This window comes from Chromobacterium sp. CV08, assembly GCF_051129845.1.
In the GTDB taxonomy this organism is placed as follows: Bacteria; Pseudomonadota; Gammaproteobacteria; order Burkholderiales; family Chromobacteriaceae; genus Chromobacterium.
Genome location: NZ_CP150453.1, coordinates 115,216 through 132,546, shown reverse-complemented (window position 1 = coordinate 132,546; position 17,331 = coordinate 115,216). Strand labels below are relative to the sequence as shown.

Genomic DNA, 17,331 nt, shown 5'->3' with positions numbered 1-17,331 from the left:
TCCAAGCGCTTGCGGTTAACAGATGTTGCGCCGGCGCGGCCGCCTGGGCGGCCGCCCGCCGCTCAATAGCCCTGGCGGGCCAGCCAGCTGGCTTCCTCGCTGTGCGCGACGGTGTGCACCAGCCAGTCGCGGAAGGCGCGAACCTTCGGCAGTTCGGCCAGCTCGTGCGGATAGACCAGGTAGTAGGCCCACTCGGTTTCCAGCACGGTGTCGAACGGGATCACCAGCCGGCCGCTGTCTAGGTCCTGCGTCACCATCGACGCCTGCGCCAGCGTCACGCCCATGCCGGCCACCGCCGCGTGCAGCGCGTATTCCAGCGCGTCGAAGGTGACGCCGCTCTCCGGATTGACGCCGGCGACGCCGGCCAGCTTCAGCCAGCGCTTCCAGGTGTTCTGATCGCGCCACGGATGCAGCAGCGTGTGGTGTTGCAGGTCCTGCGGCGTGTGCAGCGGATGCTTGCCGGCCAGCAGGCTGGGCGAACACACCGGGATCAGCTTTTCGCGGCAGATGCATTCCAGCCTGAGATCGGGCGCGGCCTCCGGGCTGGACAGGCCGACGACGGCCAGGTCGTACTCGGCGCGGTTGAACGGTTTGTTGTGTATCAGCTGCGTCAGCAGGTGCAGCGTGTATTCGGGATGGCGCGCCTGGAAGTCGGCCAGGTTCGGCAGTACCCAGCGCATCGCCGGCGTCGGCGGCATCCTCACCCTCAGGTCGCTCTGGCGCAGCCTGAGCGCCTCGCTGGCCTCATTGAGCAATTGGAATGCCTCGCGAGCCGGCTTCAGCAGGGCTTCGCCTTCGGCGGTCAGCGCCAGGCCGCGGGCCTGGCGGGTGAACAGGGTGGCGCCGTAATATTCTTCCAGGGTCTGGACGTGGCGGCTGATTGCGCCTTGGGTCAGGCTGAGCGCGGCGGCGGCGCGGGTGAACGACAGGTGTTCGGCGGCAACGACGAATACGCGCAGGGCATTCAGCGGAGGCAGCTTCATGCTGTTACATGCCTTTTCTTCATGGTTTTGATGAGATTAACTGCTTTGTGCAAATCGGCGCCACCACGTATGCTGCTGAGGATGTCGCCGCGTGCCGGCGACATGGCGACGACAGCCATCATGCATGGGACGCGGTTTTGCCATGCATAATGGTTGATTCTGGCACAGCTTTCGTTGTCCGGCATCATTATTGTCAGACAGGATGCCGCCTTGCACTCTCGTATCGATTTGTTGTTGCCAGTCCACGTTGGCATGAACGGGCTCCGAGCGGAGTCCGATTTTTTTTGCCCGGGCGGCAAAAACAATGCCGCCGGCCTGGCAGGCGGGCGGCATCGCGGATGGCGGGCGGCGGCTCAGCAGCCCTGGTTCAGCGCCAATTCCAGGCTCTTGCGGTAGTGCAGCTGCGATTGCTCGTCCTTGCCGGTGGCCTCGAACAGGCGCGCCAGCTCCGCGTGGGCGCACAGCGTAGGCTGTATCGATACGCTGGCCTCCAGATAGCTCTGCGCCTTGCCCCACAGCTGCTGCGTCTGCGCCAGCCGGCCCAGCGCCAGCAACAGCCAGTGGTCGCGCGGCCGTTGCTTCAGCCAGTTCTCGGCGTTCTTCAGCAGCTCCAGGCGTTTTTCCACGCTCAGATGGCCGGCCAGCTGGCCCAGCTCGCGCGCCAGTTCCGGCAGCTCGGTCTCGTCTTCCGCCAGCGCGCCGGCCAGCAGCGTCGCGGCGTAGTCGTACTGCTGCAGGCGGATCAGATGGGAGACCACCTGTTGCAGCAGCTGCGGATTGGCGCGCTCGATCTCGGGAATGCGGCGCAGCCAGTCGCGCACCTCGCGCTCGCCTAGCAGGCCGGTCAGCTGCTGCTGATAGGCGGCCAGCCGGTAGCGGCGAGCCTGCTCCGGCTCCAGCGCGTCGGCCTTCAGCAGCTTCTCGGTCAGCGCCAGTATCGCCTCGGGCTGCTTCTGCAGCAGCCTGACCTTCAATTCCAGCCGCAGCGCATTGGTCAGGTTCGGCGACAGCGCGCGCGCGCGCTCGATCGCGGCCAGCGCGCCCAACGCGTCCTTGCTCTCCAGCTTCAGCTCGGCGTCCAGCATGTGGCGCGCCAGCTGCAGCCGCTCCGGCAGCGAATCGAGCTGGTTCAGATAGATGTCGCGCTTGTCGTCGGCGCCGGCCGAACCGGCCGCGCGGGCGGCGATCAACAACGCCAGCGCGCGGTTTTCCGGCGCGTACTCGTCGTTCAAGGCCTTGGCCGCTTCGCGCTCGGCGCGCTGGTAGCGGCCCTCGAAGAAGGCGATGCCGGCTTCGCGCAGCGCGTGGCGGGCCGCCTTCAGCTTCTTCTGGCGCTGGAAGCGCTGCACCTGGCGCGGCAGATCGGTGGCCAGCGCGATCAGCCTCAAGGCGACGTGGGTGGCGACGATCAGCGCCACCACCAGCACGATCATCAGGTTGAACGACACCTCCATCCGGTACGGCGGCAGGAACAGGATGGCGTAGCCGGTGTTCAGGGTGGAGGCCAGCCCCACCAGTACGGCCAGCGCGAACAGGCCGGTAATCCACAATGCGAATTTCACCGCTTACTCCCCGCTATTGCCCTGGGCATCGCGCACCGCCTTCAGGCTGGCGGCCATGTCCGGCAGGCTGATGTCCAATGGCGCGCCTTCCAGCTCGGCCAGCGTCGCCAGCCACTGGGTGGAGGCGGCCGCGTCGCGGTCGAAGTAGCGCTGCACGTAGCTGCGCGCGGCGGCGACGTCGGCGGCGTAGGTCTTGCCGTCGCGCTGCAACAGCGCCAGGCGCGCGTCCAGCAGGCGCATCTTCAGGTTCTCGCGCAGGAAGAAGGCCTGTTCCGGCGACAGCAGCAGCGCTTCCGGCTTGTCCATCCGGCGGATATGGATCAACTCGCCCAGGCTCTGGCTGATTTCGTAGCTCAGGCGCTCCCACCACGGCGCGTTGGCGGGCGCGGCCGCCGGCGCGGCGGACCGGGCGCTGCCCAGCCGGTGCGAGTCCACCGCCAGCGGCAGCGTGTCGACGCCCAGCATCAGCCTGTCGATCTTGACGGTCAGGCCGACGGTGTCCAGATAGGGCAGCGCCTTCAGCTTTTCCAGGTCGGAGGCGACCGCCTTCTTGACGCCTATCAGCTGGGGCCGGTCGAACTTGGACAGCCGCGCGTCGACCATTTCCAGCGCCGACACCGCGGCGCCGACATTGCCGGCCAGCTGCAGCTGCTGGCTGGCGATGGCCAGCGTGTGCTCGATTTCCGACAGCAGCCAGTCGCTGCGGTTCTTGGTCAGTTCCTGGTACATGCCGTTCAGCGTGGCGTACTGGCCGGCCGCTTCATTGACGCGGGCCTCGACCAGGGCCAGCTTGCCGTCGGTAGCGCGCGCCGCCAACAGCGCCTGTTCGGCGATGGCGCGCTGCTCCTTGCTGGCGCCGCTGCCTTCGGACAGCCGGCGCGCCAGCTCCTGGCGCATCGACTCCAGCTGTTGCTGGGTGCTGTAGAACTGCCAGCCGGCGACGCCAAGGGCGGCGGCCGCCAGCAGGAAGGCGAGAGTCGGGCGCTTGCGGGGCCGGGCGGCCGGGATGGCTTCGTGGATCTGGGATTCGCTCATGGGTGACGACGGAACCATTCTTTGAGGCCGGCGACAAGTGAGGCGTCGTCGGCCCGGGTTGTCACGACGCGTGCCGCGCCGAACGCGGCCAGGCGCTCGGCGATGCGCGGATGCGGCACGCAGTACAGCAGGCATTGTAGCGCCCCCGTCCGGCTCGGGCCAGCCAGTCGGAACAATTGCTCTACCATTTCGCCTGAGGAAACGATGACGGCATCGGGCGGCGCCGCGTCGAAGGCGGCCCAGTCCGGCGCGCCGTCGACGCGGCGGTAGACCTCGGCGACGTCGACCTGGGCGCCCCGCGCCGCCAGCGTGTCCGCCAGCAGCGCGCGGCCGCCCTGCCCGCGCACGATCAGCCAGCGCTGGCCCGAGACGTCGGCCAGTTCCGGCAGGGCCAGCAGCGCCTCGCTGTCGCTGCCCGAGGTCGGATGCAGCACTGGCCGGCCGGCCAGGCGCGCCAGCCTGCCGGCGCTGGCCGCGCCGACGCAGGCCAGCCGTTTGCCGGCGAGGTCCGCGCCGGCCAGGGCCGGCCAGCCGACGTCTATCGCGCTGGGGCTGACCCAGAACAGCGCGTCGGCCGCGGCGGCCTGAGCGGGCAGCGCGTCGAGCGCGCCGGGCCGCGGAACGATCTCCATCAGCGGCAGGTGTCCGGCCTGCCAGCCCTCGGCGCGCAGGCGGTCGAGCAAGTCGGCGCATTGCGCCAGCGGGCGGGCGGCCAGCACGCGTTTCATCGCGGCAGCGCCTGTTGCAGTTTCAGCACGGTGGCCCAGTTGCGGACGGTGAAACGCTCGCCCGGCCGCCGGGTGAAGTCGGCGGCCAGCGGGCTGTCGCTCAGGCCGGCCGCGCACCACAGATAGGCCGCGCCGGCGCCGGCGTGCAGCCGTTCCGGTCCGGCATGGTCGTATTCGACGGCCGCGCAGCCGGCCAGCGCCGCCGCTTCCAGCGGAAACACCACCAGCAGCCGGGCCGGGTCGTCGGCCAGGCCGGCGTAGGGGTTGGCGGCGGCGATTGCGTCGAACTCGGCGCCGCTCAGCGCCAGCGTCCGGGCGGAAAAGCCGCAGTCGCGGGCGATGGCGGCCTCCAGGCCCGCGGCAAGCTGGGGCGCCGAGCGGTGGCGGCAGACCAGATTGCCGCTGTTCAGCAGCGTGGCGACCGATTCGGCGCCGAGCTCGGCCGCCATCCGTCGCAGCTCGGCCATCGCGACGCGCTTGGCCTTGCCGACGTTGATGCCGCGAATCAGCGCGACACACGGTCCCATTGCCGTCTCCTTTTATATGGTCTCAGCGCGGCTCGGCCAGCACCGCGTCTATCAACGGACGGGCGCCGGCGTCGATCAGCTGCTTGGCCACCGCGCGGCCCAGCGCCTCGGCGTAGTCGGCCGGGCCGCTGGCGCTGGCGGTCAGCACCGTCGAACCGTCCGGGCGGGCGACCAGGCCGCCCAACGTCAGCGTGCCGTCGGCCAGCGTGGCGAAGGCGCCCAACGGCACCTGGCAGCTGCCGCCCAGCTCGCGGGCCAGCGCGCGTTCGGCGGCGGTACAGGCGCGGGTGGCCGGATCGTTCAACGGCGCCAGCAGCGCGGCCAGGTCGGCGCGATCGGCGCGGATTTCGATGCCGAGCGCGCCCTGGCCGGCGGCAGGCAGGCTCTCCGACGGCGCCAGCTCGCCGCGGATGCGCTCGGCCAGGCCCAGGCGCTTCAGGCCGGCGGCGGCCAGGATGATGGCGTCGAATTCGCCGTCGTCCAGCTTTTTCAGCCGGGTCTGCACATTGCCGCGCAGCGGCTTGATCGCCAGTTGCGGGAAACGGGCGCGCAACTGCGCCTCGCGGCGCAGGCTGGAGGTGCCGACGACGCTGCCGGCCGGCAGCTCGGCGAGGCTCCGGTGGCGATTGGAGACGAAGGCGTCGCGCGGGTCTTCGCGTTCGCACACCGCCGCCAGCGCGAAGCCGTCCGGCAGCGTCATCGGCACGTCCTTCAGCGAGTGCACCGCCAGGTCGGCGCGGCCGTCCAGCAGCGCCTGTTCCAGTTCCTTGACGAACAGGCCCTTGCCGCCGATCTTGGACAGGGTCTTGTCCAGAATCTGGTCGCCCTGGGTGGTCATGCCGAGGATGTCCACCGTCAGGTTCGGGTACAGCGCTTGCAGCCGAGCCTGGATGTGCTCGGCCTGCCACATGGCCAGCTGGCTTTCGCGGCTGGCGATGACGATCTTGTCCATGAAACCGGGTCCCGTGTTGGGGGGAAATGCCGCCGATTCTACCACGCTGCCGTCATGGGCTTGGCCTGCTTGTTGCTGCGACGCAGCAAGATCAAGGCGAAGGCCGGGAAATTGCCGTAGTCTGGCCACTACAGCGCGCAAGCTGCTTATGATGAATGTTTGGTTTCCGACTGGTCAGACAAGGGACGATAAGAATATGAGCGAACACGACAAGGACGAACCGCTACGCGCCGACCTCGCCCGGCTGGACAGGCTGCTGGCCGAAGTGGTCAGCGAGCAGGAGGGGCCGCTGCTGGCCGGCGCGGTGCAGGCCATCGCCGGGCGTCGCGGCGACGAGCGCAGCCAGCCGCTGCCGCAGCTGGCGCCCCGGGCGGCCGCCTCGCTGCTGCGCGCCTGCGGCCTGTACGCTCAGCTGTTCAATATCGCAGAGGACCTGCATCACAACCGCCGCCGCCGCGCCCACCAGTTGGCCGGCTCGGCGCCGCAGCAGGGCAGCGTCGGCCGGGCGCTGGCCAGGCTGCACCAGGACGGCGTCAGCTTCCATGCGCTGCACCAGCTGCTCAGCCATGCCCAGGTCGGCGCCGTGCTGACCGCGCACCCGACCGAGGTGCAGCGCCAGAGCGTGCTGGAGGCCCAGCGCGCGGTGCGGGGCTTCCTGTCGCGCCTGAACGCGCCGGATCTGACGCCGGACGACAAGGAGCAGCTGGAGGCCGAGCTGAAGCGGGTGATGCTGGCGCTGTGGCAGACTTCGGAGATCCGCCATTTCAAGATGACGGTGCGCGACGAGATCACCAACGGCGTCGCCTACCATCCGCTGGCCTTCTTCGAGGCGCTGCCGGCGCTGTACCAGCGGCTGGAGCGCGAGGTCGGCCAGCTGTGGGGCGAGGCGCCGCTGTTGCCGTCCTTCATCCGCGTCGGCAGCTGGATAGGCGGCGACCGCGACGGCAATCCGAACGTCGATGCCGGCCTGCTGCGCCACGCGGTGACGCGCCAGGCGCAGCAGGCTTTCGAACACTATCTGCGCGAGCTGCACGGCCTGTACCGCGAGTTGTCGCTGTCGTCGCGGCTGGTCGAGGTCGGCGCCGAGGTGCAGGCGCTGGCGGCCGATTCTCCGGACGGCGCCGTCAGCCGGGCCGAGGAGCCGTACCGGCGCGCGCTGGCGACGATGCAGGGCCGCCTGCGCGCCAGCGCCCGTCTGCGCGGCATCGAGCTGGCCTGCCGCTGGGACGAGCGCCCGCCCTACCGCGACCACCGCGAGCTGATCCGCGACTTGGCCGCGCTGTCGGCGTCGCTGCGCGCCCATGGCAGCGCGCCGCTGGCCGACGGCCGGCTGGCGCGGCTGATCCGCAGCGTCGACGTGTTCGGCTTCTTCCTGATGCCGCTGGACCTGCGCCAGCATGCGGCGGTGCACGAGGCCGTCGTGGCCGAGCTGTTCAGCGCCGCCGGGCTGGAGGAATACCGCGCGCTGGACGAGGCGGCGCGGGTGCGGGTGCTGATCCGGGAGCTGGCGACGCCGCGGCTGCTGTTCTCGCCGTACCTGCGCTACGGCGAACAGACGGAGAAGGAGCTGGCGATCTTCCGCGAGGCGGCGGCGATACAGCGCGAGTTCGGCGCCGAGGCCATAGGCCAGTGCATCATCTCCAACTGCGCCGACGTCAGCGACGTGCTGGCGCTGGCGCTGCTGTGCAAGGAGGCCGGGCTGATCCGACTGGAGGACGGCGTGCCGCGCGCCAGCGTCAACCTGGTGCCGCTGTTCGAGACCATCGCCGACCTGGAGGACAGCGAGCGGGTGATGCGCGCGCTGTTCGCGCTGCCGTGGTACAAGCAGCTGCTGGACAGCCGCGAGCGGGTGCAGGAAGTGATGCTGGGCTATTCCGACAGCAATAAGGACGGCGGCTACCTGACCAGCCAGTGGCAGCTGTACCAGGCCGAGACCCGGCTGGTCCGGGCCTTCGCCGACGCCGGCGTGCGCCTGCAGCTGTTCCACGGCCGCGGCGGCTCGGTCGGCCGCGGCGGCGGCCCGTCGTACGAGGCCGTCGTCGCCCAGCCGGCCGGCAGCGTCGCCGGCCGCATCCGCATCACCGAGCAGGGCGAGGTGATCACCGCCAAGTATTCCGATCCGGCGATCGCCGGCCGCAATCTGGAGGCGCTGGTGGCGGCGACGCTGGAGGCCAGCCTGGGCAAGGCGCCCGGCGGCGAGGTCGACGCCGGCTTGTTCAACGAGTTGTCGGCCAGCGCCTTCGCCGCCTACCGCGCGCTGGTCGAGACGCCGGGCTTCATGCAGTACTTCCTGGAGGCGACGCCGGTGACGGCGATCGCCCAGCTCAACATCGGCAGCCGGCCGGCCTCGCGCAAGAGCCTGTCGGCGATCACCGACCTGCGGGCGATTCCGTGGGTGTTCTCCTGGTCGCAATCGCGGCTGATGCTGCCCGGCTGGTTCGGCGTCGGCTCGGCGGTGGCCGCCTATGTGCAGAAGCACGGCGACGCCGGCCTGGCGCGCCTGCAGAACCTGTACCGCCATTCGCCGTTCTTCCAGGTGATGCTGTCCAATATGGAGCAGGTGCTGGCCAAGGCCGATCTGGGCATCGCCCGCCGCTTCTCCGGCCTGGTGGCCGACCGCGAGCTGGCGACGCGCCTGTTCGGCATCGTCGAGGCCGAATGGCAGAAGACCCATGACGCCTTCTTCGCCATCACCGGCCAGGCGACGCTGCTGGAGGGCAATCCGACGCTGCGCCGCAGCCTGGAGACGCGGCTGCCCTTCCTCGACGCGCTGGGCCTGCTGCAGGCCGACCTGCTGGCGCGGCTGCGCGCCGAGCCGGACGACGAGGAAGCCTTGTACGCCATCCATCTGACGATCAACGGCACCGCCGCCGGTTTGCGCAACACCGGTTGAGCGATAAAAGGCGCGGCGCCGGCCCGGCCGGCGCCGCGTGGCGGCAAGGACCGCGACGGAGCAAATCGTCGGGCGCCGCCGCCCGTTCAGCGCCGCAGGCCGCCGCTGCCCAGCTCCACCGCGTAGGCCAGCGCCAGCTGCGAGAACTTCAGCGCATGCCTGGCCTGCTCGTCGGCGTTGGCCAGCGTGTCGTGGCCGGTGTGGATGTGCGGGTTGCGATTGTCGAAGCGGGATTCGAACGGGAACGACGCGGCATAGCCCTGGGCCGTCCACGAGGCGTGGTCGGAACAGGCGTAGCCGCACTGGCTGTAGCCGACTTTCAGCGAGGGCAGATAGGTCCTGGCCAGATGGGCCAGGAAGGCGTTCTGCGCCCGGCTGGTGTCGTCGGCGATCAGGAAGATATCCTGCGCGTCGCCCGGATAATTGGTCATGTCCAGCTGCAGCACGCCGACCACCTTGGCCCGCTGCTGCCTGTAGCGCCTGGCGATGTCGGTCGAGCCGCGCAGCCCCACCTCGTGCGCCGAGTAGGCGATGAACTGTATCGTGCGGCGCGGCCGGTAGTTTTCGGCCAGCAGCACGCGCGCGACCTCGGTCAGGCTGGCGACGCCGGAGGCGTCGTCGTCGGCGCCCGGCGCGCGGCCGCTCTCGCCGGTGTCGCTGCCGATGGAGGAATCGAGGTGGGCGCCCAGCACCACCGTCTCCGCCGCCTCGTCGCTGCCCTTGATGGTCAGGATCACCGATTTCTGCGGCCAGCCGGCGTGGGCGAACTGCTCGACGGCGACGTCGTCGCGGCCGCCGGCCAGCTGCGTCCACTGCGCGGCGATCCAGTTGGACGCGTCGACGCCGTGGCGGGTGGTGTAGAAGCGGTTCTGGTAGTCGGACAGGGTCCGGATCGTGCCGACGATGTTCTTGTCCTGCAACTGAGGCAGCAGCTTGCCGACGATGGCCTGCTGGCTTATCGCGTAGCCGGGCGCGGCGACGCCGGTCCGCTCAGCGCGGCGCGGGCCTGTTGTAGATTGCCGTGGACGATGAAGCCGCCGCAGTGGCGCAGATTGTCGTGTATGGCGTCGGACAATCTGGGCAGCAAGGCCTCGTCCACCCTGACCAGGCGCACGGTTTCTCCGGTGGCCGTCCGGCGGCTTTGCCGGCTCTCGACCTTGCTGTCCAGCTTGAGCAGCAGCCGGTAAGCCGGTTCGCCTATCGAGATCCAGACCGGCTGGGCCTGGGCGGCGCCGGCCAGGCCCAGCAGGACCAGCAGCGCGGTTTGACGTGGTTTCAACATGGGGGACTCCCGAGCGAAGACCGGCGCCTGGCGGCGCCGGCCGGGCTTCTGCTAGCGGCAGCTGACGCCGACGGCGGTGAAGGCCTTGACGACGTCGGCGCTGTTGTAGCCGCGGACGTCGGCCGACCGGATCACGCCACAGGCGGCGCTGTTGAAGGTGGCGTTGGCGGTCCAGTACAGGCGGTTGGCGTCGACGAAGACCTCGAAGGCCTTGCGGGTGTTCCAGTTCGGGCTGGTGGCGATCAGGTGGAAGGCCTTGTTGTACACGCCGCTGGAGTAGTGCACGTTCAGGCCGCTGTAGTAATTCCTGGCATGGGCTATCGAGCGGCCATCCTGGGGCGGATTGGCCATATAGCGTAGCGCGGCGCCGCTTTGTTTGAAGATATCGGCGCCGACCAGGAAATCGTTCTTGCCCTTCATATAGTATTCCGCCGCTTCGCCGGCCATGTCGGAGAAGGCTTCGTTGATGCCGCCGGACTGGCCGCTGTAGATCAGGTTGGAGTTCTGTTCGGTGAAGCCGTGGCTGATCTCGTGCGCCGATACGTCCAGCGACACCAGCGGGTAGAACTTGCTGGCGCCGTCGCCGAAGTGCATCGCCTCGCCGTCCCAGAACGCGTCCTCGTAATTGACGCCGTAGTGCACCTTCATCAGCAGCTTCTGGCTGATCGGACGCAGGCCGAACCAGTCCCGGTACATGTTGAACACCACATTGCCGAAGAAATGGGCGTCGTTCAGCGGCGAGTAGGCGCCGTTGATCTGCTTGTAGGTATTGGTCGGGCAGGCGAACTGGAACGGCGTGCTGCCGGAGTAGCCGCCGTTCAGGTTGACGGTGGCGACGTTGCCGCTGTCCATCTTGCAGTCGCTGGTGACGATCAGCGGGCCGTAGTCCTTGCCGTAGGTGTATCGGCCGGTCTTGGCGTTGCCGCCGGGGCCGCCGGCTTCGGCGTGGCTCAGTCCCTCCCATTGCTTCAGCACCTGGCCGCTGTTGGCGTCGATGATGAAGTGGGGACGGCTCGGCTCCTTGTCGTTGTCGACGACGAAGGACACCAGGTAGACCAGCTGGGCGACGTTTTGGGCGTTCAGCCGCACCACCAGTTCCGCCTTGTCGTTGCGGGTCGCGTTGCCGTTTGCCTTCAGCGACTTGGCCTGGCTCAGCGCCTGGACGCCGCTCAGCGCCGGTCTGGTCGAGGCGAGGTCGGACTGGATGTTGGCGATGTAGTGGCCGGACAGCTTGGCGGCGGCCTTCAGCGCGCCGGACGGTTTCTCCTCGACCACGGCCTCGCCCCATACCGGCACGCCCTGGTAGTACTGCTGGTAGCGGGTGACCACCATGCCGTTGGAGAATCGGGCGCTGCGCAGCGGCTTCAGGTCGGTCTGGCCGATGCCGGTGAAGGCCGACGCGGTATCGGCCACGGTGTGGGGCTGGACCTTGCCCGGTCGTTCCAGATCGATGCGCTCGGCGGCCATCGCCACCGTACCGTCCGCCATCAGCGCGAACAGGATCAGGCTGTGCGGCATCCATTGCTGTTTTTTCATCACGGACTCCAAGACAGGGCGGGACGGGATATGTCCCGCGTTATGTCGCCGGCTGATGGCCGGCGGCAGGGGAGCCGCGGCGTTGTCGGACGGTTCCGCCGTCCTCGTCCCATGCCGGGCGTCGACGCATGTGCGGTGCGCGGTCATGGCCGCGGGCATCGCCAGGCGCCGCCGTCAGCGGTCCGGGCGCGATCCGGACAACGTCTGCGGCCAGCTTCGGGATGACGACGATCGCGCGGCGGCCCTGCCAGGCGCGCGGCGAGATCCGGACCGATTTGATTGTTCCTGTGCATTCAATCCCGACATGGACAATGCTATTGGCTTTGTTTACCGGCATTTAACTGTACGTTTAGACAGTTGTAAATTTTTAAATCAATTCTGCTTGGGCGAATCGCTTAAGCGGCGCGGCATTGGGATGCGAATATCGATTCAAACAAAAATAAAAAAGTATGAAAAATCGCCATTCTGCCCAGGCTTGTCTGTGGCATGGGTGGAAATGCAACAGCCAGTCGCGCGAGCCGGAAAATAAAAAACGCGGCCCGGTCGAATCGGGCCGCGTGGCGGCAAGCGCCGCGACGGAGCAAATCGCCTGGCGTCTCAGCGCAGCCTGGCCGGGCCGTCGCTGCCCAGTTCCACCGCGTAGGCCAGCGCCAGCTGCGAGAACTTCAGCGCGTGCCTGGCCTGGTTGCCGGAGCTGGCCAAGGTGTCGTTGCGGCTGTGGATATAGGGGTTGGAGTTGTTGAAGCTGGACTCGAACGGGAACGACGCGGCATAGCCCTGGGCCGTCCACGAGGCGTGGTCGGAGCAAGCGTAGCCGCATTGGCTGTAGCCGACTTTCAGATTGGGCAGATAGGTCTTGGCCAGATTGGCGAGAAAGGCGTTCTGCGCGGCGTTGGTGTAGTCGGTGAACAGGAAGATGTCCTGCGCGTCGCCCTGGTAGTTGGTCATGTCCAGCTGCAGCGCGCCGACGACATTGGCCTGCTGCTGCTTGTGCCGCTTGGCGATGTCGGCCGAGCCGCGCAGGCCCACCTCCTCGGCCGCGTAGGCGATGAACTTGATCGTGCGGCACGGCTGGTAGTTGCCGGCCAGCAGCACGCGCGCGACCTCGGTCAGGCTGGCGACGCCGGAGGCGTCGTCGTCGGCGCCCGGCGCGCGGGTGCTTTCGCCGGTGCCGCTGCCCACGGTGGAGTCCAGATGGCCGCCCAGCACCACCGTTTCGGCCGCGTTGTCGCTGCCCTTGATGGTCAGGATCACCGATTTCTGCGGCCAGCCGGCATGGGCGAACTGTTCGACGGTGACGTCGGTCCGGCCGCCGGCCAGCTGCTTCCACTGGGCGGCGATCCAGTTGGACGCGTTGACGCCGTGGCTGGTGGTGTAGAAGCGGTTTTGGTAGTTGGACAGCGACTGTATGGTGCCCAGCACATTGCTGTCCTGCAGTTGCGGCAAGAGCTTGTTGACGACGGCCTGATTGTCTATCGCGTAGCTGGGCGCGACGGACTTGGCCAGCGGCGCGGCCGGTCCGTTCAGCGCGGCGCGGGCTTCCTGCAGGTCGCGGTGGACGATGAAGCCGCCGCAGTGGCGCAGGTTCTCGTGTATGGCGTCGGACAGCTTGGGCAGCAGCGCCTCGTCCACCTGGACCAGGTGCACGGTTTCGCCGGCGGCGTCGCCTTTCGCCAGGCGGCCGTCGGCCGCCAGCTTGCGGTTTTCCTGGCTCTTGGCGCCAGTGTCTATCTTGCGCAACAACTGGTAGCCCTGATCGCCTACCGAAATCCAGACCGGCTGGGCCTGGGCGGCGCCGGCCAGGCCCAGCAGGACCAGCAGCGCGGTTTGACGCAGTTTCAACATGGGGGACTCCCGAGCGAAGACCGGCGCCTGGCGGCGCCGGTACGGCTATTGGACGCGGCCCCGGGCGGGACCGCGTTCACGGCGGCGTCGGCTTACTTGCAAGTCACGCCGACGGCGGTGAAGGCCTTGGTGACGTCGGCGCTGTTGTAGCCGCGGGCGTCGGCCGCCTTGACCACGCCGCAAGCGGCGCTGTTATAGGTGGCGTTGGCGGTCCAGTACAGGCGGTTGGCGTCGACGAAGACCTCGAAGGCCTTGCGGGTGTTCCAGTTCGGGCTGGTGGCGATCAGGTAGAAGGCCTTGTTGTACACGCCGCTGGAGTAGTGCACGTCCAGGCCGTTGTAGTAGTCCTTGGCGTTGCCGATCGACTGGCCGTCCTTGGTCGGGTCGGCGAAGTAGCGCAACGCGCCGGTCTTCTTGAAGATTTCGGCGCCGACCAGGAAGTCGTTCTTGCCCTTCATGTAGTATTCCGCCGCTTCGCCGGCCATGTCGGAGAAGGCTTCGTTGATGCCGCCGGACTGGCCGCTGTAGACCAGGCCGGAGTTCTGCTCGGTGAAGCCGTGGCTGACTTCATGCGCCGACACGTCCAGCGACACCAGCGGGTAGAAGGTGCTGCCGCCGTCGCCGAAGGTCATCGCGGTGCCGTCCCAGAACGCGTTCTCGTAGTTGCGGCTGTAGTGCACCTTCATCAGCAGCTTCTGGTTGATCGGCTTCAGGTTGAACCAGTCCTTGTACAGATTGAACACCACATTGCCGAAGTAATGGGCGTCGTTCAGCGGCGAATAGGCGCCGTTGATCTGCTTGTAGGTATTGGTCGGGCAAGCGAACTTGTACGGGGTGGTGCCGCTGGTGCCGCCGTTCAGGTTGATGGTGGCGACGTTGCCGCTGTCCATCTTGCAGTCGCTGGTGACGATCAGCGGGCCGTAGTCCTTGCCATAGGTGTACTGGCCGGTCTTGGTGTTGCCGCCGGGGCCGCCGGCTTCGGCATGGCTCAGGCCTTCCCATTGCTTCAGCACCTGGCCGCTGTTGGCGTCGATGATGAAGCTCGGACGGCTCGGCTCCTTGCCGTTGTCGACGACGAAGGACACCAGGTAGACCAGCTGGGCGACGTTTTGGGCGTTCAGCTGCACCACCAGCTCGGCCTTGTCGTTGTAGGTGGCGTTGCCGTTTGCCTTCAGCGACTTGGCCTGGCTCAGCACCTGGGCGCTGCTCAGCGTCGGCTTGGCCGAGGCGAGGTCGGACTGGATGTTGGCGATGTAGTGGCCGGACAGCTTGGCGGCGGCCTTCAGCGCGCCCGGCTGCTTCTCCTCGACCACGGCCTCGCCCCATACCGGCACGCCCTGGTAGTACTGCTGGTAGCGGGTGACCACCTTGCCGGTGGAGAATTGGGTGCTGCGCAGCGGTTTCAGGTCGGCTTGACCGACGCCGGTGAAGGCTGCCGCCGCGGCGCTGTTGGCCTGGGCCTTGCCCAGACGTTCCAGATCGATACGCTCGGCAGCCAGCGCCGCCGAGCTCATCACAGCCAGGGCGGACAATACCAGACCACGCAACATCGCTTGTTGGTTTCTCATCACGGAACTCCAAATGTAGACAAGGCGGAACGGGGTGCGTCCCGCGTACACCGCCGGCTGATGGCTGGCGGTACCGGAGCCGTCGGCGCCGTCCGATTGGGGCTGTCGCGTTCCCGGCATGGTCGGGAGCGAGGGCGGGCGCCGTCGCGGAGGCGGTGTGGCTCGCCGGCCGGTTCTGTTGTGGCCGTGCGCACCGTCTGGCATCGTCGTCCGCCGCCCGGTGAGTCGGTTCGGGCTGCGTCTGCGGCTAGCCTCGGGATGGCGGGCGACCGCGTCGCGGCCCTGCCAGGCGCGCGGCGAGATCGGACATCGCTTGTCCTTACCCGGTTAATCCCAAGTGCATAAATTAGGTATTGGATTTTTCCTGCCGATATTCATCTGTACTTTGAGGCAGTTGCGGACGACCTTTCAAAGCCTTGCAGCATCGAATCGCTTGTCTGGCGTGGAGTTCTGTGCTTGGGTACTGAATGAAATCAAAATACAAATTAACGGATAATTCGTATTTCGTTTTTATTCACAGGCAGTATTTGTAAAAATATGACACTGGCAGATTTGGCCGGGCGGGCCGCGGAAACGCGGCCCGGGAGGGAGAGGTGCCTCAGGGGGCGAGGCGGGACAGCTTCCAGCCGCCGTCGGCGGCCAGCGTGTACAGTACGCGGTCGTGCAGCCGGCTGGGACGGCCCTGCCAGAATTCGACGCGGTCGGGCACGATGGCGTAGCCGCCCCAGTGCGGCGGCCGCGGGACGTTGATCGGATGGCGGGCGCCGTACATCGCCGCGCGCGTCACCAGCACCGCCTTCGAGGCGATCTCGCTGCTTTGCTCGCTGGCCCAGGCGCCGAGGCGGCTGGTGTACGGACGACTGGCGAAATAGGCGTCGGACACTTCCGGCGCGACCCGTTCTGCCCGCCCCTCGATGCGCACCTGCCGTTCCAGCTCCGGCCAGAAGAAGGTCAGCGCGACGTAGGGGCTGTGGTCCAGCGCCTGGCCCTTGCGGCTCTGGTAATTGGTGTAGAACAGCAGTCGGCCGTCCTCCACGCCCTTCAGCAGCACGATGCGGGCGGACGGGCGGCCGTCCGGGCCGATCGCGGCCAGATTCATCGCCGTCGGCTCGTTGACCTGGGCCGATATGGCCTCGTTCAGCCAGGTCTCGAACTGCGCGACGGCGTCGGGCAGGCAGTCTTCCGGCGACAGTTCTTTCTTGGCGTATTCCAGACGGATGTCGGCGAGATTCAGCGTCATGATTCCTCCTCAGCCGTGCATCTTAGTCCATCGCGGCCGCGCCGCCTATGCGGCAGCTCAAGCGAGGCCCCGCCGTGTGGCGGGGCCGCTCCGCGTCAGCGGGCGCTCAGTTCAGCGCCTGGTTGACGACGGCGGCGATGCGGGCGCCGGCCTTGGCCAGTTGCTGGTCGACCAGCAGGCCGCCGGCGCGCAGATAGGTGCTGTCCAGGTAGACCGGCGTGGACGGCGACGCGCCGCAGCTGAAACCGGCCAGCGGGCCGTAGACGTCGGCGCGGGCGTACTGGTTGGATTCGTGCACCCAGTCCATCACGCTGCCGCTCTGCCAGCCGGCGACATTGCGCTGGTATTGCTGCAGGTCGCTGGCGGCCCAGGTCTTTTCGTTGGCGCCGTTCAGCTGTTGCTGGACCAGCGCGGTGTCCCACACCGAGTGCAGATTGCTGACCTTCTTGCTGCCCGGCAGCTGCACCTTGAAGTCGTTGCCGCCGCGGTCCAGATTGTCGGCCGCGTGCAGAGGCTGGTGGATGTCGCCGACCATGTGGATCAGGAAGGTCAGCGCCTGCGCGCGATCGGCCTTGCTGGCTGCGCGGTCGGCCAGTACCTGGCGGTAATGGTCGATCTGATTGGACGCGCAGTTGCCGTCCGGGCACTCGTCCTCGCTCACGCCGCTGCAGACCGGCTCGTCGTTGTAGTGCCATTGGTCGGAACCCGGCAGCGTCTGCTTCAGATCCTGCTTGTGCTGGTCCATGTACAGCGCCAGCTGGCCGAAATCGGCGTTGGGGATCAGTTTGGCCACTTCGGCCTTGGCCTTGGCGCTCAGCAGCTGCTGGGCGATGTAGCCGGTGATGCGGTGGCCTTCCTGGCCCCAGGCCAGCGCCTGCGCGCTGGCGGCGGCCAGGCTGGCGCCCAGCAGCAGCGATAGTGCTTTCTTCATGTGTTCTCCCGGATGAATATTTTTTTGTTGTCGCCGCGCGATGCGGCGCGGCGGATGATACGGGAGGGAAATGACAAAAATATAAAAGCTTTTATTTGAAGATAATTTGATATTTGATTTTCTATTTCACAACCTTTTGATCCGTTTCGGGCTTTTCCCCGGAAGTCGACGTCCGGGCGGTATTTTTGCCATCGTCTGCCTGCAGCAGCCGCAACAGCGCGTGCACCGACACCCGGCCGGCGTGCTGGC

16 protein-coding genes are annotated in these 17,331 nt (G+C 67.6%); 2 read left to right on the top strand and 14 right to left on the bottom strand.

Annotation, left to right across the window (positions count from 1 at the left end; translation table 11 throughout):
- Positions 1-62 precede the first annotated feature (62 nt).
- From gcvA to hemC, 7 genes are all read right to left on the bottom strand, one after another.
- On the bottom strand, positions 63-983 hold the full coding sequence (gene gcvA / locus WNM05_RS00580) for a transcriptional regulator GcvA (RefSeq protein ID WP_434631572.1): 921 nt from the start codon (positions 981-983) through the stop codon (positions 63-65).
- Positions 980-1,237, bottom strand: coding sequence for a hypothetical protein (locus WNM05_RS00575; RefSeq protein WP_434631570.1), 258 nt, complete (start codon positions 1,235-1,237; stop codon positions 980-982). Before WNM05_RS00575 ends, gcvA begins: the two co-directional genes overlap by 4 nt.
- 99 nt (positions 1,238-1,336) lie before the next feature.
- The gene (locus tag WNM05_RS00570) at positions 1,337-2,545 is read right to left on the bottom strand and encodes a heme biosynthesis HemY N-terminal domain-containing protein (RefSeq protein ID WP_434631567.1); all 1,209 of its coding nucleotides are present in this window, start codon (positions 2,543-2,545) and stop codon (positions 1,337-1,339) included.
- Between the two features lie 3 nt (positions 2,546-2,548).
- On the bottom strand, positions 2,549-3,580 hold the full coding sequence (locus WNM05_RS00565; protein ID WP_434631564.1) for a uroporphyrinogen-III C-methyltransferase: 1,032 nt from the start codon (positions 3,578-3,580) through the stop codon (positions 2,549-2,551).
- Positions 3,577-4,308, bottom strand: a complete 732-nt coding sequence (locus tag WNM05_RS00560) for a uroporphyrinogen-III synthase (protein WP_434631562.1) — start codon at positions 4,306-4,308, stop codon at positions 3,577-3,579. The genes WNM05_RS00565 and WNM05_RS00560 overlap by 4 nt, the downstream gene beginning before the upstream one ends.
- Complete coding sequence (locus tag WNM05_RS00555; protein WP_434631560.1) at positions 4,305-4,835, bottom strand: DUF1697 domain-containing protein; 531 nt, start codon at positions 4,833-4,835, stop codon at positions 4,305-4,307. The genes WNM05_RS00560 and WNM05_RS00555 overlap by 4 nt, the downstream gene beginning before the upstream one ends.
- A 22-nt stretch (positions 4,836-4,857) precedes the next feature.
- Complete coding sequence (gene hemC, locus WNM05_RS00550; RefSeq protein ID WP_434631557.1) at positions 4,858-5,787, bottom strand: hydroxymethylbilane synthase; 930 nt, start codon at positions 5,785-5,787, stop codon at positions 4,858-4,860.
- 196 nt (positions 5,788-5,983) lie between these two features.
- Between hemC and ppc the strand changes: the two genes are divergently transcribed.
- Positions 5,984-8,680 (top strand): phosphoenolpyruvate carboxylase, encoded by a 2,697-nt coding sequence (gene ppc, locus WNM05_RS00545; RefSeq protein ID WP_434631555.1) that lies wholly within the window; start codon positions 5,984-5,986, stop codon positions 8,678-8,680.
- Positions 8,681-8,766: 86 nt separating this feature from the next.
- Here the strand turns inward: ppc and WNM05_RS00540 are convergent, their stop codons facing one another.
- Genes WNM05_RS00540 through WNM05_RS00530 form a run of 3 tightly spaced genes read right to left on the bottom strand, consistent with a single transcriptional unit; the run spans position 8,767 to position 11,498 of the window.
- Positions 8,767-9,600, bottom strand: coding sequence for a M20/M25/M40 family metallo-hydrolase (locus WNM05_RS00540; RefSeq protein WP_434631552.1), 834 nt, complete (start codon positions 9,598-9,600; stop codon positions 8,767-8,769).
- Positions 9,601-9,635: 35 nt separating this feature from the next.
- Positions 9,636-9,962, bottom strand: coding sequence for a hypothetical protein (locus tag WNM05_RS00535; RefSeq protein ID WP_434631549.1), 327 nt, complete (start codon positions 9,960-9,962; stop codon positions 9,636-9,638).
- Between the two features lie 51 nt (positions 9,963-10,013).
- Positions 10,014-11,498: a M4 family metallopeptidase gene (locus tag WNM05_RS00530; RefSeq protein WP_434631546.1), complete on the bottom strand. Its 1,485-nt coding sequence runs from the start codon at positions 11,496-11,498 to the stop codon at positions 10,014-10,016.
- Between the two features lie 145 nt (positions 11,499-11,643).
- Here WNM05_RS00530 and WNM05_RS00525 point away from each other — a divergent pair, with 145 nt between their 5' ends.
- Positions 11,644-12,027, top strand: a complete 384-nt coding sequence (locus tag WNM05_RS00525; protein ID WP_434631543.1) for a hypothetical protein — start codon at positions 11,644-11,646, stop codon at positions 12,025-12,027.
- A gap of 68 nt (positions 12,028-12,095) precedes the next feature.
- Here the strand turns inward: WNM05_RS00525 and WNM05_RS00520 are convergent, their stop codons facing one another.
- The 4 genes from WNM05_RS00520 to WNM05_RS00505 form a co-directional block, all read right to left on the bottom strand.
- Complete coding sequence (locus WNM05_RS00520) at positions 12,096-13,343, bottom strand: M28 family metallopeptidase (RefSeq protein ID WP_434631540.1); 1,248 nt, start codon at positions 13,341-13,343, stop codon at positions 12,096-12,098.
- Positions 13,344-13,435: 92 nt separating this feature from the next.
- Entirely contained in the window at positions 13,436-14,911 is a 1,476-nt protein-coding gene (locus WNM05_RS00515) for a M4 family metallopeptidase (protein WP_434631538.1), read from the bottom strand.
- A 598-nt stretch (positions 14,912-15,509) separates the two neighbouring features.
- Positions 15,510-16,151 (bottom strand): pyridoxamine 5'-phosphate oxidase, encoded by a 642-nt coding sequence (gene pdxH, locus WNM05_RS00510; RefSeq protein WP_434631535.1) that lies wholly within the window; start codon positions 16,149-16,151, stop codon positions 15,510-15,512.
- Positions 16,152-16,257: 106 nt separating this feature from the next.
- Positions 16,258-17,082, bottom strand: a complete 825-nt coding sequence (locus WNM05_RS00505; protein WP_434631532.1) for a S1/P1 nuclease — start codon at positions 17,080-17,082, stop codon at positions 16,258-16,260.
- Positions 17,083-17,331 lie beyond the last annotated feature (249 nt).